At 43.1% G+C, this 23,748-nt stretch carries 20 protein-coding genes; 12 read left to right on the top strand and 8 right to left on the bottom strand.

Features of this window, described 5'->3' with window-relative positions; genetic code table 11:
- Positions 1–97 precede the first annotated feature (97 nt).
- The 4 genes from rfbB to RM347_RS05820 form a co-directional block, all read right to left on the bottom strand.
- Positions 98–1,159, bottom strand: a complete 1,062-nt coding sequence (rfbB, locus tag RM347_RS05805; RefSeq protein WP_322717416.1) for a dTDP-glucose 4,6-dehydratase — start codon at positions 1,157–1,159, stop codon at positions 98–100.
- Between the two features lie 378 nt (positions 1,160–1,537).
- The gene (locus RM347_RS05810; protein ID WP_322717417.1) at positions 1,538–2,536 is read right to left on the bottom strand and encodes a glycosyltransferase; all 999 of its coding nucleotides are present in this window, start codon (positions 2,534–2,536) and stop codon (positions 1,538–1,540) included.
- A gap of 89 nt (positions 2,537–2,625) precedes the next feature.
- Positions 2,626–3,327, bottom strand: coding sequence for a DUF6391 domain-containing protein (locus tag RM347_RS05815; protein WP_322717418.1), 702 nt, complete (start codon positions 3,325–3,327; stop codon positions 2,626–2,628).
- 434 nt (positions 3,328–3,761) lie between these two features.
- Positions 3,762–4,025 (bottom strand): helix-turn-helix domain-containing protein, encoded by a 264-nt coding sequence (locus RM347_RS05820; protein ID WP_069073632.1) that lies wholly within the window; start codon positions 4,023–4,025, stop codon positions 3,762–3,764.
- Between the two features lie 364 nt (positions 4,026–4,389).
- Here RM347_RS05820 and RM347_RS05825 point away from each other — a divergent pair, with 364 nt between their 5' ends.
- Complete coding sequence (locus tag RM347_RS05825; RefSeq protein ID WP_322717419.1) at positions 4,390–5,367, top strand: carbohydrate kinase family protein; 978 nt, start codon at positions 4,390–4,392, stop codon at positions 5,365–5,367.
- 68 nt (positions 5,368–5,435) lie between these two features.
- On the opposite strand, the gene RM347_RS05830 is transcribed toward RM347_RS05825, so the two are convergent.
- On the bottom strand, positions 5,436–6,116 hold the full coding sequence (locus RM347_RS05830; protein WP_322717420.1) for a polysaccharide deacetylase family protein: 681 nt from the start codon (positions 6,114–6,116) through the stop codon (positions 5,436–5,438).
- 229 nt (positions 6,117–6,345) lie between these two features.
- Between RM347_RS05830 and RM347_RS05835 the strand changes: the two genes are divergently transcribed.
- From RM347_RS05835 to RM347_RS05865, 7 genes are all read left to right on the top strand, one after another.
- Positions 6,346–7,224, top strand: a complete 879-nt coding sequence (locus tag RM347_RS05835; RefSeq protein ID WP_322717421.1) for an RnfABCDGE type electron transport complex subunit D — start codon at positions 6,346–6,348, stop codon at positions 7,222–7,224.
- 36 nt (positions 7,225–7,260) lie between these two features.
- Positions 7,261–8,640 (top strand): DUF2330 domain-containing protein, encoded by a 1,380-nt coding sequence (locus RM347_RS05840; RefSeq protein ID WP_322717422.1) that lies wholly within the window; start codon positions 7,261–7,263, stop codon positions 8,638–8,640.
- Positions 8,641–8,853: 213 nt separating this feature from the next.
- Positions 8,854–9,504, top strand: coding sequence for a sigma-70 family RNA polymerase sigma factor (locus RM347_RS05845; RefSeq protein ID WP_322717423.1), 651 nt, complete (start codon positions 8,854–8,856; stop codon positions 9,502–9,504).
- Between the two features lie 462 nt (positions 9,505–9,966).
- A complete protein-coding gene (locus tag RM347_RS05850) occupies positions 9,967–12,618 on the top strand; it encodes a CHAT domain-containing protein (protein ID WP_322717424.1) in 2,652 nt (883 codons plus the stop codon).
- 226 nt (positions 12,619–12,844) lie between these two features.
- Positions 12,845–13,813 (top strand): DUF1822 family protein, encoded by a 969-nt coding sequence (locus RM347_RS05855; RefSeq protein ID WP_322717425.1) that lies wholly within the window; start codon positions 12,845–12,847, stop codon positions 13,811–13,813.
- 182 nt (positions 13,814–13,995) lie between these two features.
- Complete coding sequence (locus RM347_RS05860; RefSeq protein WP_322717426.1) at positions 13,996–16,329, top strand: CHASE2 domain-containing protein; 2,334 nt, start codon at positions 13,996–13,998, stop codon at positions 16,327–16,329.
- A gap of 77 nt (positions 16,330–16,406) precedes the next feature.
- Positions 16,407–17,231, top strand: coding sequence for a DUF928 domain-containing protein (locus tag RM347_RS05865; protein WP_322717427.1), 825 nt, complete (start codon positions 16,407–16,409; stop codon positions 17,229–17,231).
- A 61-nt stretch (positions 17,232–17,292) separates the two neighbouring features.
- Here the strand turns inward: RM347_RS05865 and RM347_RS05870 are convergent, their stop codons facing one another.
- A complete protein-coding gene (locus RM347_RS05870) occupies positions 17,293–19,398 on the bottom strand; it encodes a M3 family metallopeptidase (RefSeq protein WP_322717428.1) in 2,106 nt (701 codons plus the stop codon).
- 36 nt (positions 19,399–19,434) lie between these two features.
- On the opposite strand from RM347_RS05870, the gene RM347_RS05875 reads away from it, so the two are divergent.
- From RM347_RS05875 to RM347_RS05890, 4 genes are all read left to right on the top strand, one after another.
- On the top strand, positions 19,435–19,605 hold the full coding sequence (locus RM347_RS05875; protein WP_322717429.1) for a hypothetical protein: 171 nt from the start codon (positions 19,435–19,437) through the stop codon (positions 19,603–19,605).
- Positions 19,606–19,800: 195 nt separating this feature from the next.
- Complete coding sequence (locus tag RM347_RS05880; RefSeq protein WP_322717430.1) at positions 19,801–20,496, top strand: Uma2 family endonuclease; 696 nt, start codon at positions 19,801–19,803, stop codon at positions 20,494–20,496.
- Positions 20,477–20,641: a hypothetical protein gene (locus tag RM347_RS05885; protein ID WP_322717431.1), complete on the top strand. Its 165-nt coding sequence runs from the start codon at positions 20,477–20,479 to the stop codon at positions 20,639–20,641. Before RM347_RS05880 ends, RM347_RS05885 begins: the two co-directional genes overlap by 20 nt.
- 188 nt (positions 20,642–20,829) lie before the next feature.
- On the top strand, positions 20,830–21,786 hold the full coding sequence (locus tag RM347_RS05890) for a hypothetical protein (RefSeq protein WP_322717432.1): 957 nt from the start codon (positions 20,830–20,832) through the stop codon (positions 21,784–21,786).
- Between the two features lie 62 nt (positions 21,787–21,848).
- Here RM347_RS05890 and RM347_RS05895 read toward each other — a convergent pair whose 3' ends face one another.
- Both RM347_RS05895 and RM347_RS05900 read right to left on the bottom strand, forming a co-directional pair.
- Complete coding sequence (locus RM347_RS05895) at positions 21,849–22,496, bottom strand: flagellar motor protein (RefSeq protein WP_322717433.1); 648 nt, start codon at positions 22,494–22,496, stop codon at positions 21,849–21,851.
- Positions 22,497–22,536: 40 nt separating this feature from the next.
- Positions 22,537–23,712 (bottom strand): hypothetical protein, encoded by a 1,176-nt coding sequence (locus RM347_RS05900; protein ID WP_322717434.1) that lies wholly within the window; start codon positions 23,710–23,712, stop codon positions 22,537–22,539.
- Positions 23,713–23,748: the final 36 nt, after the last annotated feature.

The following is a 23,748-nucleotide window of genomic DNA, read 5'->3' on the forward strand; positions in this document are numbered from 1 at the left end:
ACACTCGATGAATTTGAAGAAGAGTACTTCCACTAGCACCCAGAAGAAATCGACGATTATTTGAGCCAGATATTTCAGGAATACGGAAAAGACAACGTTACAGATAATTTTTGCCATAGTAAGCTTGATATTCCGCAGACAGCAGAGGTTCCCACCAATCACGATGATTCAGATACCATTCAACTGTTAAACGTAAACCCTCAGCAATTGTTACTGAAGGTGTCCAACCAAGCTGAGTTTTAATCTTGTTTGCATTAATTGCATATCTCCGATCGTGTCCCTGTCTATCCTTGACAAAAGTAATCAACTGCTTTGCCGGACGCACTGGTAAATCAGGTGCTAATTCATCCATCATCTGACACAAAAGTTGCACCAGGTTTAAATTTTCCACCTCATTGTTCCCACCAATATTGTATGTTTCTCCTGGTTTACCGTGATTGATTACCACATCTAAAGCACGACAATGATCCCGCACATAAAGCCAATCGCGCACATTTTTGCCATCACCATAAACAGGTAATGGTTTACCTATTAAAGTGTTGATGCACATCAGAGGAATTAGCTTTTCGGGAAACTGATAAGGACCGTAATTATTAGAGCAATTTGTGATAATAGTTGGAATTTGATAAGTATGATAATAAGCACGCACTAAATGATCGCTACCCGCTTTTGAAGCTGAATAGGGACTATTAGGAGCGTAGGGTGTAGTTTCACAAAAAGCTGGATCATCTGCGCCTAAACTACCGTAGACTTCATCTGTAGAAACGTGGAGGAAACGATAATCAGATGGCTTTGCTTTTGCCTCCCAATATTGTCGAAAAGCTTCAAGTAGGGTGAAAGTTCCTACCACATTAGTTTGCACAAAAGCAGCCGGCCCAAGAATCGAACGATCGACATGAGATTCAGCAGCAAAATGGGCGATTGTATCAATATTTTCTGTTGATAATAACTGATCTACAATGGTGCGATCGCAAATATCCCCCTGCACAAACCGAAAATTCTTTCTTTCCTCAACCAGTGCCAAATTCAGACGATTTCCCGCATAGGTAAGAGCATCTAAGACCACTACACGGTCATCTGGATAAACCTGACACCAATAATGCACAAAATTCGCTCCAATAAACCCCGCACCCCCAGTAACTAATAACCGCCGACTCATTCAATTTCCTCTCTTCTCGTTGTATTCTCTGCATCTGGAGCGATTCTTTTAAGTAAGCAAGAATAAATCAAATTATGTTACGCAATATAAAATTAATTAAATTGGCTTTTAGTAAGCGTCTCTAGCAATTGAAAACCTTATCTAGAGCTATTAATCGCTCACTGCGAAACAAATTTTTATCTTATAATTAATTACGTCTATAGGACTAGTATTTGATTTTTGAAATACACGTAGGGTGTGTTATGCCGTAGGCTAACGCACCAAAATCTTCGGATGGTGCGTTACGGAAACCGTAACACACCCTACACATACTTAGATTTTTTCATAAATCAAATCCGATTGCTATATCTAATTAATTATTCCCACCTACCTACTTATTTAAACCTTAAAATATTTCTTCCTCAGCTTACCATATATCCTCTGAGCAAGTAATTTTGCCACACGCATTTTCGTCAAGCTTTTAATATTAGATGGCTGCTGTATCTTGTGGTCAAAAAACTCGTTTAACTCATCCAGAATAACTTGAAAACGCTTAATAATATTTTCAGTCCGATGTTCAACCAAAAGTTCTTCAGAGAGACTAAAAACTACTGAAGATTCAACTACTTTCAGAATACGTTGAACATCATATTCTTGGGAATATCCAGCAATTTTATAGCAATTAAATCCAGGATCTAAGTAATCAGCCAGCCCACCATTGACACTAGAAAATACTTGACAACCACAGGCAATAGCTTCCATTGGTTGCAGACCAAATCCTTCACTAACACGCTGTTGTGTCCAGTACTCAGCAGAATCATACAGGTAAACCTTAGCTCGGTTGAATAGTCCAGGTAAATCTTCTATGTATGAATCAACAACCAATACTTTACAACGTTTTTGCAACGCCGGAATCAATTCTTTAATTAAATACTCAGAAGATTTCCGAGCTTGAACTAAAACATCAATATCCCGTTCCAGACCTAAATTTTGAAACTCATCAGAAATTTGATTGGGCAAATAATAAATGAGAGAATTGGGTGATTTTTCTCCCCAGTAACCCATTGTATAGCGGCTAACAGTAACGATTGGAATACTCGCAGGTAGCCTAAATGGATAACCTGCGCTATGTGCATGGTAAACGACATTGTATTGCTTAAGTTTAGCCACGAGTTGAGCTATATCAAATCCCCAACTGATGACAAAAATTACATCATTTAAATTTTTCTCTTTTAGTAAATCATCAATGAAAAGCTTACCTGTTTCCCGTTGACGATAGGTTACAACATCAGCACTACAGAAATTCTGAACCAGATTCAGTGCTTTTAATTCAGCCCAAAGACCACCACAGGCAAATTTGCCATCTGTGCCAGGGAGTAAGAAGTAAAGTTTTCTCATAATTTTCTTAGGGGAGTGGAGAGTAGGGAATGGGGAGTAGGGTAGTAATTTTGAATTTTGAATGTTTCCCCCCATCCCCCGAAGTCTCTTTATTCTTGCCAGCCCACTTTAACAAAATGTGCCTCCCGCCCCCAAACGTCTCGTCTACGGGTAATATTTTCAATTGCTAGGTTAAAAGGAATGGCCGTTGTTAGGTAACGCTGTGCCATAGAGCCTAAATCAGGTGCGAGTTCAGCCGCTGTCGTCGCCGCTAACCCCAAACCTATAAGTTGCTCGATTGGTCGAAATGGTAGCAACAGATGCACACCCACAGCTAGTCCAGCTGTTAAGAGCATTGCTACTGATAAATTTGTGCCACAACGGGGATGTACAGCCAAATCCCATTCTCCACTAGTGAGGCGATGTCGAGCAAGTGTGACTGCACGCCGCAAATCACTAATATTTACCTCCCCATACAGGTAGAATCCCTGCTCAGTAGACAAACCGCCTAATAGTTCATTATCTAGTTGAACGTTAGTGGATTCTCTTGTGGCAGAATAGGCACTTTTTGATTCGCTAAGAACCCAAACAGTAGCGTGTTCTAGAGCGTGAACCTGCCGCACCATCAAAATTTCTTTCAACCCTGGAATAAACGATAGCTGTCTGAGTAAGTCGGCATCTTGTGTGGGTTGCGGAAAGTCTGACAATTGGTCTTCAAGACTAGGAACTTTCTCAGATACGGGTGTCGTAAAATCAAAGTTCAAAAACTCAAAGGGAGACCAGCTACCCTGAAAAGAAGCGGAAGTATTCATTGGAACACTGCTCCCAAAGCCGATGGGGCAATATAGATTTCTTTCAAATGTAACGCTTGCACCACTGAATTGTTGCTAATTTTTGTGGATTATTGTTGAGTTTGGGCATGGGGCATTGGTATTGCAAATTATTTTCCCCAGTCTCCAGTCCCCAGTCCTAATGCCCTGCCCAAACCCTTAATTTTTCGTTACTAATGCCTAAGTCCTAACATCTGTTCTGCTGAATTTGGAAAGGAATTCTGATCTTTATAGTTTCCGAGTCCGAGGGCCAGCTGGCTCCACTAACATAAACTCCAGCTGAGTGAAGGACTCGGAACTTTTGGTAGAGTGTTCACACTGAAAACAAAGGCGTGAGGAGGGGAAAATCAGTAAACCTCAAAATTGGCTTGTCACCATAACAGATCAGAGCAATTACGTTGGTACTAGTAAATTGTTTATTCGATCTGGTTAGGCAGAGTACAGCAATTAACATCATTCAAACAGACTTTGCCCCACTGTAAAGCCCAGCGGACAAGGGCTACTCGATTTTCTGTCTCAGTCTTGGTGAGAATATTACTGATATGGTTATCAACTGTACGCTTGCTAATCTCCAGTTTTCCTGCAATCTCTTGGTTAGTTAAGCCAGCGGCCACTAAGTCGATAATTTGCAGTTCTCTGTCTGACAGACTAACGGGGGTCTCAGACTTGCCACCAGCCATGACTATTTCTATCCTCCCTTGGTATATGTACTTAATCGCTCTCTCTAATTCTAGAAGATTCTTTTGTTGGTAGGGGTTTCAAGTTTTAGCAGTAATACGATTGTCAATATTTTCTTTGGATTTCAAGTTGGCATAAATCTAATCCACGCAATATTTAAAGTAATAAATATAGCCAATTATAGCAAATATAACGTCTAAGCACTGAGCTATAATGAGCGCCGATTAGAAGCATATATTATGTTATAGCAGTAGTAAAAATTGCTATTTAATTCTATGAAGGACTGGCGACAGATTAGCAACAATTATTGTAGATTTTATACTGTAAATTCCTAATCCCAAATCGAAATCTAAAATTGAAAATGAAATGAGCAATCCCCGTGTTTTGTGCCTTGGTGAAATTTTGTTTGATTGTTTAGCCGATCAATTGGGGCTAAAGCTGGAAGAAGTGAAATCTTGGACTCCCTACCCAGGAGGGGCACCAGCGAATGTAGCCTGTGCTTTAGTTAAGCTGGGGACACCAGCGGGATTTATCGGAGCCGTTGGTGAAGATGAACCAGGGAATGCACTGGTCAAGCTATTACAAGATATAGGTGTAGAGACGACGGGGGTACAACGCCATCCCACAGCACCAACGCGGCAAGTTTATGTTACACGGGATCTGTCCGGCGATCGCACTTTCGCCGGATTTGGTCAGTATGATAGTTCGGAATTTGCCGATACTCACCTGCAAGCTAAACAATTGCCAAATTCGCTGTTTCAAGAGGCAGATTTTCTGGTTTTGGGTACTTTGGAATTAGCCTATCCTGAAAGTGAAGAGGCAATTCACCGCGCTCTAGAGTTAGCAGAACATTACGACTTGAAGATTGTGCTGGATGTCAACTGGCGTCCTGTATTTTGGGATGAGCCAAACATCGCTCATCAAAAAATTCCAGAATTATTTAAGCGAGTCGATTTCCTCAAACTCTCCAAAGAAGAAGCTGAATGGCTATTTGAAACCGCAGATCCTGGAGCCATCACTTACCGTCTAGCTTCAATTGAGGGGGTACTGGTGACAGATGGGGAAAACGGTTGCGCCTATTGTCTAGGTGAGAACGAAGGCAAATTACCTTCCTTTTCCATCCCTGTAGTTGATACAACTGGTGCAGGGGATAGCTTTTTGGCAGGATTCATCCACCAATTGAGTCAGTATGGTATTCACAGCTTGCGGGATGCAGAAACAGCAAAACGCATTGTCACCTATGCCAGCGCTGTTGGGGCGCTGACTACCATTAAAGCAGGTGCGATCGCTTCTCAACCCACTGCTGCTGAAGTCGAAGCTTTTCTCGCCACACATCAACTCTAGGAACTAGCATAAGCCACTGGAATATCAGCCACCAAAGGCTGATACTCCTATCCTTAAATCTGTAATAGTTAATGGTTAGCCTTAGCTTGCTGCCATAGAGTATCAACGGTCACAAACTTATATCCTTGTTGTAGCAGTTGTGGAATGAGAATTTGAATTGTGGCAGCAACATCTTGTCCACCACAAGCACCATCATGTAAAACAATTAGCGAACCATTTTTGACCTGCTGCATAATTCGCTGTACCACGGTGGTTACGCCTGGTCGTACCCAGTCTTCTGGTACAACGCTCCACATAACTGGGCGGTAATTCCACTGAAAAAACATTTTTAAAGTAGCAGGTGTAAATAAACCATTGGGAGGACGGACATCTTGCACTTGTTCAGGTTGCAGATTGCAGGCATTGTAAATGGCAGCTTGGGTTTTTTCTAAACTGTCCTTCAGGTCATTTGGGGAAAGCATGGGAAAAGAGCGATGATCGTAGCCATGCAATCCGATCCAGTGTCCGCGATCGCTAACGGCTTTCGCAATGGCTGGTGAACGGTTGACGCAAACACCCAACCAAAAAAAACTAGCTGTAATTTTGTAACGATCTAACACTGCCAAGACTTCGGGTGTGTATTGAGGATGCGGCCCATCATCGAATGTGAGTGCGATCGCTTTAGCATGGGGATTTCCACCCCAAAGGCAGTTGGGAAAACTTGGTTGGAGAATGCGGTAGAAAATTGGGAACAGGGGAGCTAGTTGCATTTTGCGTTATCTGCTGCTGACAACTTTTTGTGGGTGTTGCTTAGGAAACTGCGATGTCTGCGACGGGCTATTCGACGTTACTTCTGGCAATAAAGCATATTTCCTTAAATGGTAATCTACATCTGTTTTGTCAGTCTTTGTAACAAAATCTGTAACAGCAATACCATTTGAGCTAGCACTCGTCTAAATTGATGAAAAATCTACGGGTAATCCCGGAATTTAAAGATTAATGCTGCTCACAGATATACGAGATTATCAGATTCTATTTCTCGGCTTATTCCTAGTCTTGGGAATCGGTACGCGAGATTGGACGCTGCGGCCAGAGTTAATTGGGGTAGCGATCGCCACTTGTCTTGCAACTCAATGGATATTGTCATTAGTCATTAGTCATTGGTCATTAGCAAACAACAAAGGACAAATGACAAATGACAAAAAACAAATGCCGAATCTTCGTAGTGCTTTAATTACCTCACTGGGACTCAGTTTACTATTGCGGGCTGACCACTGGACGACAATGGCAATAGCTGCGGCAATTGCGATCGCCAGCAAGTTTATCTTCCAAGTTGGCGATAAGCATTTCTTCAATCCCGCCAATTTTGGCATCATATCTGCCTTGATTCTGACCCCTGATGCTTGGGTTTCACCGGGACAATGGGGTGAAGAGTGGTGGTATGGGCTATTATTTCTCGGCACTGGCGGCATGATTTTGCAGCGCGTTGGTCGCTGGGACACTACAGCAGCTTTTTTGGGTTCCTACTCTTTGCTAGAGGCGATTCGCAATTTCTGGCTGGGTTGGACTTGGGATGTTTACTGGCATCGATTGATGAGCGGGTCTTTGTTGCTGTTCGCCCTATTTATGATTACAGATCCGCGATCGATTCCCAATTCCCGAATTGGGCGTGTAGTTTGGGCAGTTTGCATCGCCGGATTAACTTTTATCCTGCGAAATTATTTCTTTGTTTCCACAGCAGTTTTTTGGGCACTGTTTGCCCTTGCGCCGTTGAGCATCTTGCTAGATATTCTCTGGTTAGCCCCAAGGTTTGCTTGGCGAGAGGGAGATGAGGGAGCAGGGGAAGCAGGGGAAGAATTTCTTACTCAGCACTCCTAATTAAGCACTTAGCAATTAATAAAGTAGAGGTATAAAATGAGATTTTTTCGACTTTTAACGCCATTATTGTTAGTAATTGTAGCTGTTTTGTGCTTTGCACCAGCAGCTTGGGCATTTTGTGGATTTTATGTAGCCAAAGCTGATACAAAACTGTATAACAAAGCTTCTCAGGTTGCGATCGCGCGGGATGGCAATCGCACCGTCCTAACAATGGCAAACGATTTTCAAGGCGAAGTCAAAGATTTTGCAATGGTAGTACCAGTGCCAACGGTGCTGCAAAAAGAACAAGTTCGCGTCACTGAACCCAAGATTATCGAGCGCCTAGATGCTTTTAGTGCGCCGCGACTGGTTGAGTATTTTGACCCCGATCCTTGTCTCGCAATAAATAATAGTGCTGAGATGGATGCACTACCAGCGCCAGCAGCAAGCAATCAGTCAGCGCGTAAGAGAGGCAGTGATGCTAGTTTAGGTGTGACAGTCGAAGCACGTTTCAACGTCGGCGAATACGACATTGTGATCCTCAGCGCTAAAGAATCTGGCGGATTGGAAACTTGGCTCAAACGTAATGGTTACAAAATCCCCAGAGGTGCGAAACAATTACTTCAGCCTTATATTCGCTCCTCAATGAAATTCTTTGTTGCCAAAGTTAACTTGGATAAATTCGAGCAATCTGGCTATCAATTCCTCCGTCCGCTACAAATTTCCTACCAGTCACCCAAATTCATGCTGCCAATTCGTTTGGGCATGATCAATGCTACGACAGAGCAGGATTTGATTGTTTACATCCTCTCGCCCCAAGGACAGGCAGAAATCACTAACTACCGGACGGTGAAAATTCCCTCCGACACGAACATTCCCATATTTGTCAAAGATGAATTTGGTGAATTCTACAAATCCATGTTTCAAACTATCTACACCAAAGAAAACAAGAAAGTTGGTTTTTTGGAATACGCTTGGGATATGGGTAGTTGCGATCCCTGTTCTGCTGAACCCCTGACTTCAGAGGAACTCAAGCAAGCAGGCGTATTTTGGCTAGATGATAATTCTGCAAATGATGTACCAGTACGCCCCAGCTTTCGTCGTCCCTTTCCTAGAAGTAGTGTCTTCATCTCCCGATTGCATGTCCGCTACACCCGCGACAAATTCCCTGAAGACTTGATATTTCAGCAAACTGCCAACAGTGAATCTTTCCAAGGGCGTTATGTTTTGCAACATCCGTTCCAAGGGGAACTCAAATGTCAGGCGGGTAGAGAATATAAGCGGTCTTTGCCCAAGCGTTTTGAACAAGAAGCGCAAACTCTGGCTAAACTAACCAACTGGAAAATCCAAGATATTCGCAACAAAATGAAGCTGAGTGTAGGTAATCTGAGATATTCTTGGTGGGAAAATTTATTTTCCTGGCTGGGATTATATTGAGGGAACTAGGGATTGGGGGATAAAAAGAATTACAGCCTCGGTCATTCACCTTTGAACTGGATTGATTGACTTCAAATACTCGTTCATCCACCTCAAAGACTCAAACCTCCCAGTCCCCAATCCCCAATCCCCAACATCTTGACGAAAGGTAATTCTTTAGCGCGTTGTTATACGCAATACTAAGATATTCTTGCTTTCTTCGCCAAGATTGTCATGGTTCAATTCGATGATCAGCTACGCTGCTTAGTTACCGAAGCCTGTGGACATCCACCTGGAAGCCCTCAGCGTCAGAAGCTGCTCACGCAAATTATTCGCTTGACAGCAAGTAGACTCTGGAGGGAAAGTACTCCCTACTATCAAGATGCACTACAACAAACTTGGTTGTATTTCTGTCGCAATGTTTGTGAAGGTTTGACAGGTCAAATCTATGACCCCAATTATGGCAGTGTCATCACTTGGCTAAATGCTTACCTAAAAAGGAGACTACAAGACTTTTACCTTAACCAAAACCGGGAACAAGCCACAACAGTCCCTCTGAGAATTCGTCAGTCTACATCGGGTGGAACAAGTGAAATGATTGACCCTGTAGATAATCTCCCGGCTAGTCCCCAAGCACCTCCGATTCTAGAAGACTTGGAGATGTGGGCACAGACCGATTCTGATGGGGAATTGCGCGGTACTTACATTAAAGGGCGTCCAGATGTGAATTGTCAGGTGTTGATTCTCAAACGCCTACCCCCGGAAGTTAGCTGGAGAGAATTATCTGAGGAATTTGGGCTGTCAATTCCGACATTAAGCAGTTTTTATCAACGCCAATGTCTACCGCGTTTACGTAAATTTGCAGAATTGGAGGGATTGTTATGAAGGTTGATTTTTAATTATCTCCATGCCTGTCAGCCTCTGGCTCTCAGTGTGAGTTTTTGATTAAGGTTAGCGATCGCCTTTTAACTATACTTTGCTGCTCAAGTTTCACAGCGATCGCTAAAAAATCACTATATTCTTCCAATTGCAATAAATAAGATTGTGGAAGCTCAGGGATAGGTAAGGTATGAGAATGGTAACATTACCCTGGTAGCCCAAATACATATAGTTCATCCTGTGCCTTCCTGGTTATCACCTATACCTTGTCATGCTTATGGCTAAAACAACTAGGATTTTTGGCACGAATTTTGCAAAAGTTAAAAGGCAAAAGGAGCCAGGCTTTGCCTATTGTCCCTACGTTGCAGGACTTTAAGACTTATGCGGAAGAGATTCCCCAACCCCTTTAAAAAGTTGGCTCTTAATATACCCTCCTTTTTAAGGAAGGATCGAAGTTTCAGGTTTTCAATGCGTAAGTCTTGGACTTTTTACTTGTTACGTTTGCCTCTGTACTTCCTGATCGCTTTGCTATGCATTGTCGGTTCACCGGTGCTGGCAAAAGTTCCTGCCTCAATCAATTCCTCACCCCAACTGCCAATAAACAGTCTGACATCGCTGGATGTGGTCACTGACCCCGCCTCACTACTACAACAGGGCAAAGTTTTATACAGTGCCGGCAACTTTGCCAAAGCTGTAGAAGTGTTGCAAAAGGCTGTCGAGGAATATAAGCAGCGAGGCGAAAACCTCACACTAGCAGCGACACTGAGTAATCTTTCTCTTGCTTACCAGCAACTCGGTGCATGGAGCCAGGCGCAGCAGGCAATTACAGAGAGCTTAAATTTGCTCAAAGGACAGGATAAGAACGAAAATCTGCAAATATTTGCCCAATCACTAGATATTCAAGGTCGTCTGCAACTGGCAATGGGACAGGCTGAAGCGGCTTTAGCAACTTGGCAGCAGACGGAAGAAATTTACAAGCAAGCAGATAATAAAAGTGGCGTGGTGCGATCGCAAATCAATCAAGCACAGGCGTGGCGCACCCAAGGATTTTACCCTCGGGCTGTCAAAACACTCGAAGAGGTAAGTGAGACGTTAAAATCTCAACCAGATTCTATAGAAAAGACAGTGAGTTTGCGATCGCTCGGCGATGCCCTTTTGGTATTGGGCGATTCGAAAAAGTCACGCCAAGCGCTAGAAGAAAGTCTGATGATTGCTCGAAACCTGCAATCAAGCGCTGATATTGGGGCTAGTCTGTTCAGCTTGGGGAATAATGCCCGTAAACAACTGCAAAAGGAACAGGCGATCGCCTATTATCAACAAACAGTTGAAGTATCTCCCTCACCCCTAACAAAAGTCCAAGCGCAACTGAATCTCTTGGGTCTCCTCATTGAAGATCAAGAATGGGCAAAGGTTCAAACTCTTTTAGGGTTGATTGAGTCCCAACTCGACCAACTCCCCCTCAGCCGTGCTAGTATTTACGCTCAGGTTAACTTTTCACAAAGTCTGGCAAAAGTCAAGAGTGGTACCTTACAAGCATCAAGTCAAAGTTATTACTCAGGATTCAGCACCAAAGACTCAGCAGTATTACTCGCCAAAGCCATCCAGCAATCTCGCAGTTTAGGGGACAAGCGAGCAGAGGCCTATGCCTTGAAGAGTTTAGGTAGCTTGTACGAAGAAACCGGACAGTGGTCAGAGGCGCAAGACCTGACCCGGCAAGGGTTAGCTTTGGCACAAAGTAGCAATGCACCAGAAATTACCTATGCCTTGGAATGGCAGTTAGGTAGATTGCTTTGGGCAAAAAAAGATATTAATGGTGCGATCGCAGCCTATGATGCTGCTGTGGAGACTCTCCAGTCTCTCCGCAGAGATTTAGTAGTCAATAAAGACGTAGTGAACCAGGATGTGCAATTCAACTTCCGGGACAGCGTGGAACCCGTCTACCGCCAGTCAGTAGAGTTACTGCTAAAATCTCAAGAAGGAAAATTATCAGATGAAAAAATATTGGAGAAAGCACGCGAGCGGATTGAAGCACTCCAACTAGCAGAATTGGACGACTTCTTCCGGGAAGCTTGTCTGCAAGGTCAGAAAGTAGCCCTAGATAAAATGGTAGAGCAAGATAATTCCAAGGCTGCCATCCTTTATCCGATTATTCTTCCTGAAGAACTCCAAGTAATTGTCAAAATTCCTAAACAAAACCTGCAAAGCTACAGTACCAAGATTTCCCAAACAGAAGTAGAAAAGCTTTTAGTAGAACTGCGAAAAAATCTTGTCAATCCCACTGCTACCAAGACCGTCCAAACCCAATCGCAACAGGTTTACAACTGGCTACTCAAACCTATTGAATCACAATTGGAAAAAAGTGGGGTCGATACTTTAGTATTCGTTTTGGATGGGCCGTTACGCAATTTACCAATGGCAGCCCTCTACAATGGTAAACAATACTTGGTAGAAAAATATGCGATCGCTCTGAGCGTCGGTCTCCAACTCCTCGACCCAAAACCGCTGGTGCGACAGCAGCTCAGAGCACTAACCGCAGGACTGACTCAGCCCCCGCCAGGATTTCCCAAGTTTGCACCATTGCTTGCGATTAAATCTGAATTTGACGGCATTACCAAAGCAGGAGTTTCGACAACTAGCTTACTGGATGGGGATTTTAAGAAAAAGAATTTAGAGAGTGAAATTGGTGCAGCTTCATTCAACATAGTGCATCTGGCAACCCACGGTCAGTTTAGTTCCCGCCTTGAAGAGACTTTTATTTTGGATTACGACGGTGAGATTAATGTCAAAGATTTTGATACTCTCTTCCGCAGTCAGGGTAAAACCATAGTAGAACTATTAGTTTTGAGCGCTTGCCAGACAGCAGCAGGAGACAGTCGTGCAGCACTAGGTCTAGCAGGAGCAGCTGTACGAGCCGGAGCACGCAGTACTATAGCTTCCCTGTGGCAGATTGATGATGAATCAACAGCGATGTTTGTGAGTGCCTTCTATCGAGAACTCAAGAGTGGCAAAATCACCAAAGCCGAAGCAGTCCACCGTGCCCAGCTAAAACTGCTGAAACATCCCAACTACAGAGCACCAAGCTTTTGGTCTGCCTATGTATTGATTGGCAATTGGTTGTGATTTGGGGAGTGGGGAATGGGGAAGAAGCAGGGAGCAGGAAGAGGCAAGGGAGTAGGGAGCAGGTTCTTTTTCCCCTTTTCTCCCTGCTCCCTGCCCCCTGCTCCCTGCCCCTTTGCCTCTTGTGCCCGATGCCCAATTTTCTAATAATCATTCTCTATTTTGTGGCATAAATTTAGTGAATGCGGGTGATATGTACATAGCAGCATTGATCACTAGAGATTGACTTATGAATAACTCCACCTATCAGCTAGAAGATTTCGCTTTAACATTGCCGATTTCCCAAACCGCTCGCATAACTGCCCAGCAATTTGCTAACCAGCAGCCAAATCCTGAAAAAGCAGAGCAAGTCCGGCTGAATACTCTGGCTGTATGGGTGGTGAATGACTATTTGCAGATGATGGATATTCCTACTGACCTTCAAGCTAGCGACAGCTGGAACCCCATTATGCGCCTTTGTGGAAATGTAGCTGACTTAGAGGTGCCCTCAATTGGTCGTCTGGAGTGTCGCCCTGTCCATCTGCATCAGCGAATATGTTCCATTCCTCCAGAAACTTGGGAAGAACGGGTGGGTTATTTAGTAGTTCAATTTGATGAATCGCTCCAAGAAGCGAAGCTGCTTGGTTTTATTCCTAGTGTCGCGACTGAAACATTGCCTTTAAGTAAACTGCAACCATTAGAAGCGTTTATCGACCACCTGTGGGAACTGCGTCAATCCCCACTCACCTCGTTGGTGAATTTGAGTCAGTGGTTTGCTGGGATATTTGAGACCGGCTGGCAGACTATTGAATCCCTGTGGAATGTGCCGGAACTCAGACCAAATTATGCGTTTCGCAGTACTGAAACTTTGGAACTAAATGCTCTCAACCGACCAGAATCAATTACTAAACGGGCAAAACTGATTGATTTGGGCATTCAAATTCTCAACCAACCAGTCATGTTGATTGTGGAAATCAGCCCCGAAAAGGATCAACAAACCAGTATTCATCTGCAATTGCACGCCACTGGGAATCAAATCTACTTGCCACCAGGAGTTCATCTCACCGTTCTAGATAGTTCGGGAGCAGTATTTCTAGACGCTCAATCGAGAAAATCAGACAACTACATTCAGTTGCAGTTTCGTGGTGAACCCACAGAGCAATTTAGCGTTAGGGTAGCCTTGGATAATACCAGCATTACCGAACATTTCCGAATTTGAAAAATGTAGCTATCTTCCCTCTTAGTCGGTAATTTATTAAGTGGTAATTGGTTAATTAAAAATTAAAAATTAAAAATTCAAGCTGGCTTTTGGGGACTTTAAAAAAGTCTGTAAACGCTTGTAGAGCTTGTTATGAGACATTAGAACAGGGGATGGTTTTGCACAGGGAGATAGCGACGGTCATGAGTAAGTTAGTGGTGATGAAATTCGGAGAGGGTAGTTTTGAGCAGGGGTTTGCTGTCACCCTCCAAATTGGTGAAGAACACGAGCGGGCTGCAACAGAAATCACGGGGAGGCTACCTTCATTCCCTCAAATGCCGCTCTATTATAGTCATTGGCAGTCTAGTTATCGGCAGATAGGCAATCGTTATCGTCTCCATGCTGACCAAATGCAGGTGACAAATGTATCGATGATTCAAGACTGCGAAAACACTTCCCATATTTTGCGGGCACGTTTTAATACCTGGCTGCGAGCAGAAGAGTTTCGCCCTTTAAGGGAAAAATGGTTAGAAAGATTGTCGTCCACGGAAGAAGTACGGGTAATTTTACAAACAGAAAATAGCCAATTGCAGTTATTACCTTGGCATCTGTGGGATTTGTTAGAACGCTATCCCAAGGCTGAAATCGCCCTTTCTTCACCATCGTACGATCGCATTCACAAGCCACGCACTCCCAATCAATTAGTTAACATTTTGGCAATTGTGGGTAATAGTCAAGGGATTGACACCCAAGCCGATCAAGCTTTACTGCAACAGTGTAGTAACGCAGAGGTGAGCTTTTTGGTAGAACCACAGCGTAAAGAATTGACTGACCATCTCTGGGGAAAAAACTGGGATATTCTCTTCTTTGCCGGCCACAGTTCCAGTAACAAAAATGGAGAAAGCGGACGAATTTACCTGAATAAAACTGATAGTCTGACCATTGGCGAGTTAAAGTATGCTCTCAAAAAAGCCATTGAAAACGGTTTGCAATTAGCTATATTCAACTCCTGTGATGGATTGGGATTGGCGCGAGAACTGGCTGATTTGCAAATTCCTCAAATGATCGTCATGCGCGAACCTGTTCCAGACCAGGTTGCGAAGGAGTTTTTAAAGTATTTTCTCCAAGGCTTTGCCGGTGGCGAGTCTTTATATCAATCAGTACGCCAAGCGCGGGAACGCTTGCAAGGACTTGAGGATCGATTTCCTTGTGCGACTTGGCTACCAGTAATTTGCCAAAATCCAGCCCAGATACCACCCACTTGGGATGAATTAAGGTCTACAAAAACTGAAGATGTACCAAATTTAGCTTTGTCTAACAAACGCAAATTTCAGACAACTTTGTTATCCAGCTTGGCAATTACAGCCTTGGTTTGTGGAGTGAGATTGCTGGGATTGCTGGAAAATCCAGAGATTCAAGCTTTTGACCTGATGATGCGATCGCGCCCTGCGGAGGGACTCGATCCGCGCTTGCTAGTAATCACAATTGATGATGATGATTTGGCGACTCAAAGACAGAATGGTGAGTCTTTGATCGGCGCTTCCATTTCCGAAAAATCTCTCAACAAACTCCTGGCAAAACTAAATCAATACCAACCCCGTGCGATCGGCTTGGATATCTACCGTGACTTTAACGCTAAAGAGCCAGATTTAATTACTCGTCTCCAAAAAACTCAGAACTTGGTTGGCGTATGTAAGGGGAGTGATAGCTCAGGAAATATCAAAGGTATTAAGCCGCCACCAGAAATTCCCTCAGGAAACCTGGGATTCAGTGACTTTATTCACGATCGCGATGGAGTTATCCGTCGACATCTTCTGTTCATGAACCAGGAGGCGACATCGTTGTGTTCTGCTCCCTATGCCTTCAGTGTACAACTAGCCTCCCTCTATCTGCGCCCTTCCGGAATTCAACCCAAGTTCACCCCTGAAGGAAATTTGCAGCTGGGTAAAACTATTTTTCCAAATTTGAAGTCTCGCACTGGCGGCTATCAAAATATTGATGCCAATGGCGGTCAAATCTTACTCAACTACCGTTCTCCCAAACAGATAGCCCAACAGGTGAAGCTAACACAATTTTTATCTAGTCCGGTTAACGCCAGCGCTATCAAAGACCGGATTGTTCTGATTGGTGTGGTGGCAAAGGGGGATTCTCCAGACACCTGGCCGACGCCCTATGGCGCTCCTTTAGATGAGCAAATGCCAGGAGTGTTAGTACAGGCTCATATGGTCAGCCAGATTCTCAGTGCAGTCCAGGATGGGCGACCGTTGCTGCGGGCTTGGTCACTGTGGATTGAGGTGGTCTGGATTTGGGGCTGGTCTTTGGTGGGAGGAGTCCTAGCTTGGCGCAGGCTTTCGTTACCCTGGTTGGCCTTGACAGTCGGTGTTACCTCTAGTGTTCTGTATGTAGTTTGCTTCGGTCTATTAATTTCGGGTGCTTGGGTACCGTTTGTACCTTCGGCTTTATCACTGGTAGCGATGGTAGGCTTGATGTCAATTTATAATTCAAAAACAGAAGTGCGGGTGGGAAGTGGGGAATGAAGAAAGATTTTTTTATTAAATTTTTGAATACCCAGTAGATAAATTTACAAGCTTTACATCTTTAAGGGAAAGTTTTTATGAATGCAAATTCACAACCGATAAAACTGTTTTTAGTAGTAGCTTTTAGCTGTACAAGTTTACTAGTTAGCTTAACTCCAGTACTGGCAAAACCAACCCAGAATCGCTCTGATGCTAAAACAACAGTTGCTCAAGCCACAACCTTTAATCAACCTCCAATTCCACTCGGTCCCCCTCCAGGAGGTCGGGTTCGTGGTGGAGCGAAGCGCGGGCCGGTGGGGACGCTGGCTGCATGTCCACCTACTAAACCTGACCTAACTGCTTTAGTACCCTTTACTGAGGAAGATAACTCAGTAATCAATGTCTGGGCACAAACCACAGTAGAACGCCCAAGTTGGTTTTTCTATGTGCCATATACCAAAGATTTGCCATATACAGTTGAATTTGTTCTGCAAGATCGGGACTCTAACGAGATTTACAAAAATGCGATCGCTCTACCGGATAAGCCAGGAGTCATCCGCGTTTCTCTACCTACCACTGCTCCCGCTTTAGCAGTAAACAAACAATACCGTTGGTTTTTCACCATTAACTGTGACAAGCAAAAGAATTCGCCCCCGACTTTTGTTGAAGGGGTAATACAACGAGTCGAACTGAATCCAGCCACAGTTAAAGAGCTACAAACACCAGAACTCCTAAAGCGCTATGCTCTCTATGGCCAAAAGGGAATATGGTACGAGGCACTGATGACGCTGGCTGAACTGCGTCAAAAAAATCCTCAAGATGCGGCACTGCAAGCAGAATGGCGGAATTTGCTAGGCAGCATCCGCTTGAATGATATTGCAACAGAACCGCTTCTCTTGGAAACACCCAGTAGTGCTAAGTAAAACTCCATCAAAAACAGCCAGGGCATCGGGCATTAGTCAATTAATTACTTAGCACTCAGGCTCACAACTGGGCACTCACTAAACCATTGTGCCTGAGTAAAGCGATCGTACTCGGTTCACGACCCCGGAAAGTTTTAAACACCTCCATTGGATGCTTGCTACCACCGAGTGCCAACACCGTATCCCGATAACGCCCACCTGTAGCTTTGATCGCTTCTTCATCTTCTAGCCCAGCTTCTTCAAAAGCGGCAAAAGCATCAGCACTCAGTACCTCAGCCCATTTGTAACTGTAGTAGCCTGCTGCATAGCCACCCTCAAAAATATGTCCAAAAGCACATAACATTGAATCTTCTGGAAGTGGTGGTAAAACAGTAGTAGTCTTGGCTATGCGATGCCGCACATCTGTCGGAGTTTCATCGCTACCAGAACGATAGCGGTAGTGTAGTTCTAAATCAATACTGCTAAAGTGAATCTGCCGCAACATCGCAGTACCACTCATATAATTACGCGCCGCTAGCAGCTTTTGATAATAATGCTCCGGTAGTGCTTCCCCAGTTTCGTAATGTTTAGCCATGCCAAACAAAGTGGGTCGCTCATAGCACCAGTTTTCCATAAACTGACTGGGTAATTCCACTGCATCCCATTCCACATTATTGATGCCTGCGGCTCCAGCATAGTCAACCTTGGTAAGCATGTGGTGCAATCCATGACCAAACTCGTGGAACAAAGTTTCTACTTCATAGAAAGTCATCAAACTCGGCTTGCCATCTACTGGGGGAGTTTGGTTACATATCAAATAAGTCACAGGTAAGCGGATGCTAGTTACACCATTTTCAGTAAGTTTGGCACGATTGATGCACACATCCATCCAAGCACCACCGCGTTTTTCTGCTGGACGGCTATAGGGATCTAAGTAGAAGTAGGCAATGGGAGAACCAGTTTCATCAGCTATTTGGAAATAACGGACATCCTCATGCCATACTGGGGCTTGACCATCGGCAGGGGTGACAGTAACGCCAAACAGTCGCTTGACAAGTCCAAATAAGCCATCTAAAACTTGGGGAAGGGGAAAATAGGGACGCAATTCTTCAGCGGTAAAGGCAAATTTTGCTTCTCGTTGGCGTTCTGCCCAAAAGCTGATGTCCCAGTGTTTTAAATTCTGATACTCTTGTCCATGTGATGCGGCGAAAGCTTGGAGTTCTTCTAAATCTTTGACAGCAGCATTATAACTAGCCTGGCGCAGTTCTTCTAATAGTGCTTCGACTGCCTCAACATTAGGAGCCATTTTACTTGCAAGGCTCAACTCGGCAAAACTCTTAAAGCCAAGTAAATCTGCGAGTTCTTGCCGTAACTCCAGAATACGCACAATTAACGGGTTGTTATCTAAATCGCCATTAGAAGCGCGAGTGATATGAGCTTTGTAGAGCTTTTCACGCAAATCCCGACGGGTGCTGTGTTGCATGAAAGGGCCGAAACTGGGGAAGTCTAGAGTAATACGCCAGGGGCCGTTTTCTGGTGTAGCCTTTTCTTCTCCCGCCGCCCGAGCCACTTGGGCGGCTAAACTCACTAAACTTGGTGGTAAACCGTCAATTTCCGCTTTTGTTGTCAAGGTTAAGCTAAAGGCTTTAGTGGCATCAAGTACATGGTTAGAGAATTTGGTAGAAAGTTCTGCCAACTCCATCTGAATGGCGTTGAAACGCTCTCTTGCTTCTCCTTCTAAGCCAACACCAGAAAGTTCTGCATCTCGAATCGCGGCTTCTACAATGCGTTGTTGGGCTAATTCTAAAGTTGTCCAACTCTCACTGCTACGAAGTGTTTTAAAAGCATTGTAGATGGGTTGGCTTTGACCGAGCTTGTTGATAAATTGTACGACTAGTGGCTGTACGATTTCATGAGCTTCGCGCAGTTCCGGGCTATTTTTAACACCCATTAAATGATTTACCGCCCCCCAACTCCAGGTAAGCCGTTCTGTCAGCTTTTCTAAGGGTTCTACTAAACCACTCCAAGTCGGCTGTACATTGGCCTCTAAGGTGGCAAGCTGCTGGTCAAGTTCTGCCAACAACTGATTGAAGGCTGGTACTACTCGTTCTGGTTTAATCTCTGCAAAGGGAGGTAAACCAGTGCCTTGGAGTAACGGATTGTCGAAAATAATGGTACTTGCACTCATGATTTTGTGTGAACTGCGAACTAATAAAAATCAACAATGATTTTTATTTATATATCTTCTAATGTAGCGATCGCTGTGCTAATTAGTATTGCCATTCTGGCAAAAAGCCAAAAAAAGCGAGAATTACTCATAAAAGTATCCCGATACAGCTATTTTGTTTGGTGTGTGAACAATACACTTGTAAAAAGTCGGGGCATTGGGCATTAAGTACTTGTACTGAGCTTTGCTGTTGGCGCAGCCTCTCCAAGAGTTGTATTGGGCATTAGTTCTTCTCCCCCTGCTTCCCCTGCCCCTCTGCTCCCTGCCTCTTTGCCCCCTTCGACTCGGCAGTTCTAGAAATGTCAGGGGAAGTCTCTAAGATAATATAATCATGCACCCATCTTCTCAATCAGGTGGCTAATTATGACTAGCCTCTTACCCAGTTCGCAATCAACAGAAGTTTTTTACCCAAGCTCGGATGGTAAACCTTTGGCTGAAAGTTATGTTCATTTATATGCTCTACTGGCAACTTTAGAAGTATTAAGGCAATATTTGCTGAGTCGGCAAGCAACGGTTTTAAGTAACCAGTTTCTCTATTATGCTCAGGGTTTTCCGAGGTTACGGGTAGCTCCAGATGTGATGGTGATTTTTAATGTCGCTCCTGGAGGCCGCGATAATTACAAGATATGGGAAGAGGAACAAGTGCCTGTAGTAATCTTTGAAATGACTTCAGAGGGCACTAAAAACCAGGACACGGGTTTCAAGAAGACACTGTATGAGCAGTTAGGAGTACTGGAATACTGGTTATTTGACCCCAAGGGAGAGTGGATTAAGGAGCAATTGCAAGGGTATCGGCTGCGAGGCGAGGTGTATGAGCCAATTACAGATAGTCGATGTGAACCTTTGCAGCTGCGCTTGCAAATAGAGGGGCAACTGATTGGTTTTTATCGAGAAGACACTGGGGAAAAGTTGCTGATTCCAGAGGAGTTGGCAGAGGCACTGAAACAGGAAAGATTGGCGAGGGAACAAGCCCAAGAGCAAGCAAAACAAGCAGAATCACAGGTGGAAAGGTTGAAAGAACAATTGCGATCGCTTGGCGTTGACCCTGATACTATCTAGTCATACATTTGCGATCGCCTATGGTGGGTGCGCCATTGCAGAGTGCATTCACTTACCTCAACCTGACCAAAGGCGATCGCTAAAAGACATCATAATGTACTATGTCAAACAGGTAGCTCGTCCATCAGCATGGGCGTTACCCTAAAAGCACAGTTCAACCCAGGAATTCTACGCTTTCAAGGCGTGGGATCGTCAAATTAACTGAGCGTGATTGAGCGTCCTTACCAAACCGAAAAGGGAGGCTCTACATTTATGATTTTATTTGGCAACTCATCTTTTTACTCGTAAAATCGAAGACAAGATCAAGGTCAGTAGAAAAGAGTCTCTAAATTAATGAGTACGTTAATCAGTCAGGATGGAAGAGCTATCACTAAATTTCAGATGGTAGACAGGATAAACGATATCGCTTGGCAAGCTCACCAAGGTAGCGTTGCTGCGATTATTCAGTTATTGAACGAAAAGCTAGCCAAGTCTGGTGTCAGAACTAGAGCCATTTTTTCTGATGGTGTGTTACAACTTCTGTGCGAGGCAGCTAGGGTAGAGCAACTTGAGCAATCTCCCCTCGTAGAACAAATCCAGCAAATTCTTGAGTCCATCGCCCCGCGTCACATTCGCCGAGTCAATATCAACAGTAGGATTGTTCGGGAACAACAATTACTGTGGTTAAAAGAAATAGATAGCGATCGCGAAAACCAACTGCTTTGGTCACAGGAAATTACATTAATTCAGCCTAATATTGTCAAACAACTAATTAAAGATTTCACAGAAGCTCAAGCTGAACTAGGAAAACCAAATTTTCCTAAAACTCTAGTCTCTCGTCCTTTAGTACTTATTAACAAAGAAAAACACAAAAATCAACCTAAAACAAAGATATTAGCAGCGGCTGGTTTATGCTCATTGTTGTTGCTTAGTTGGGTTGTTTATGCCCAGTTAGGTAATAAATTGAGAAACCTAATGCAACTAGAAACTTCCAAATCTTTAAGTACAGAAAATACTAACGAGAAAAAAGCCCAAACACCATCCCGTACTGCTAACAATAACCTTTCTGAGCCATCTGATGACCCATTTTCAATATCTGTGCGAATTGCAAATCTTGCTTCTGCATCTGGTAAAACAGCCACAACCTCAACTCAGTGGTTAGAGATCGCTGCTAAGTGGCAACGTGCTTCAGATTTAATGGGCACGGTGCCGCAAAACCACAGCCGTTATCAGGAAGCTAAGATTCGTACTCAACTATATAAGAAATATAGTGAGGCGGCGCAGAAAGAAGCGGATAAGAGTAAATCTTAGTTTTTTCTGATTGGAAGACTTCAATTCTTGAATTAATGTTCTAGCAGTGGTGAATGGATTATTTACTTTACTTCTCGCACTTCACCCAAGCGGGTAAAACGAATTTCAATGCGTCGCCGCTTCGATTCTGGGTGACGCTTGTCTTGGGGAATAGGAGCAAATTCACCAGTTGGTAATATTAATTGTGCCGCAGAATAAGCGCGAAATTGAACTCCTGGCATCTTATTCTGTTGCTGGATTTTCAGCAATTCTTTAACCACTGCAAGGGAACGCATCAATCCTAAATCAGCATTAGAACCTGCCTTAAGTGTACTAACTGAACCACCTTGACTAGCAGCTACCTCTAAATTAGAGTCTAGATTGCTGCTAATAATGCCAATAGGTTGCTCATCAGTATGTCCAATAATTTCAACTGTATTAATGTTGTAAGATTTTGTGTTTTTTTCTATATCAGGTACAAGTTTATTTTTGATGTAATCTAACATTGTTGTTGGAATTACTGCGCTACCTGGATCAAACCTTGAATTTTCATCTTTAATCAATAAAATTGGTGGCGTTCCTGGATTAGATATTTGCGATATCGTATGCTTTGTAGTAGCTATTAATAATAATAGTAGCAATATCATGAAAGCATTAGACATTAAATCTGTGAAAGCAGGCCAAATATTTAAATCTTCGTTGTAGCCACTATACTGCGATCGACGAGCCATAATTTAAGATTTTAATTTCAAATAATGTCAATGTAATCAGTCAGAGTTTTTCTACTTGCTTTTCCATTCCCTGCCTTAATCGAGAAATTTCATCTTTAATATTGTTGACATCTTGATTAAATTCTTGAATATTATTGATTAACATTTCTAGTCCTTTTTTATTTATTTCTGTTTGCTGAATAATTCCTTTAACGATGAGAGCGCTGACATTTTTATATTCATTATTAAAAGTTTCATTATCTTTGTGGATAACATCTATAAAATCTGATTTAGACATATCGAATTTAACGCCTAATTGATTAGCATATTCTTCAAAATTGGTAATGGCAGCTTTAACTTGTTGGTTATTAGAACCCATCTGCTGAGATAAGTTTAAAATCAAGCGATCGCCTAAAGCTTCAATTGCTAAATTAAGTTGCTCTGTATAGCTTTTAACAACTTCTATTAACTCTGTTAAACTATTAGCTTTACTAGCAATCCCTTGCTCTAATTTATCGAGTTTGTTAATCGCTTTGGAAAAACTACTAGCTCCTTGCTTGAGTTGAGGAATAATCTCACCAAGGGAATTTTGATTATTTTGATGTAACTCTAAAACTTGAATTGAAGTTTGATTAGCCTTTTTTATATCTCCTGCCAAATTAGTCAATTCTTGAGTACATCGCTGAACTTCTATTACTGATGTTTCAATTACTTTGGTTGTTTGTGCCAAACTTATAGCAGATTCTGAAAATCTTTCTTGCATGGTAGTCAAATTGGCTGTAGCTGTTGATAATTTTTGAGGAAACTGGCTACTAGCAAATATTTCAGCAGACTGTTTAAATATGTGAGATTTTGTATTTAGTTCAGCATTAAGTGTGATACCTAGAAAAGTACCAAGTAAACCAAAGGCTAAGAGTAAATTAGGAAGAATACGACAAAAGTAATCGATTTGTTCACAAGTAAATCCCCAAACTTTTTCCTGGCTATAAATTTGGTCGATTAACGCTGCTGTATTAACCTGATCTAAGTTTTTACTAGTTTCTCTAAACCTTCGTTCTAGTTCTTCTAAGATTTTTGGTTTCTGTCCAGGTGATTGTCTATTAATTAGCCTTCTTACCTTCTCTTCCAATAAAAATACATGTTGATACAGAGCCAAGCGGATAAAAATCGTAGCTATAGATGGGAGAACGACGAGTACAAGAGTAATAAATATTAAATAACCTGGGATTGGTGGCATCAAAAACACCTTGATAGTATGATTTTTTCCTAAAAA

Source organism: Nostoc sp. ChiQUE02 (assembly GCF_034531305.2).
Classification (GTDB): Bacteria; Cyanobacteriota; Cyanobacteriia; order Cyanobacteriales; family Nostocaceae; genus Nostoc.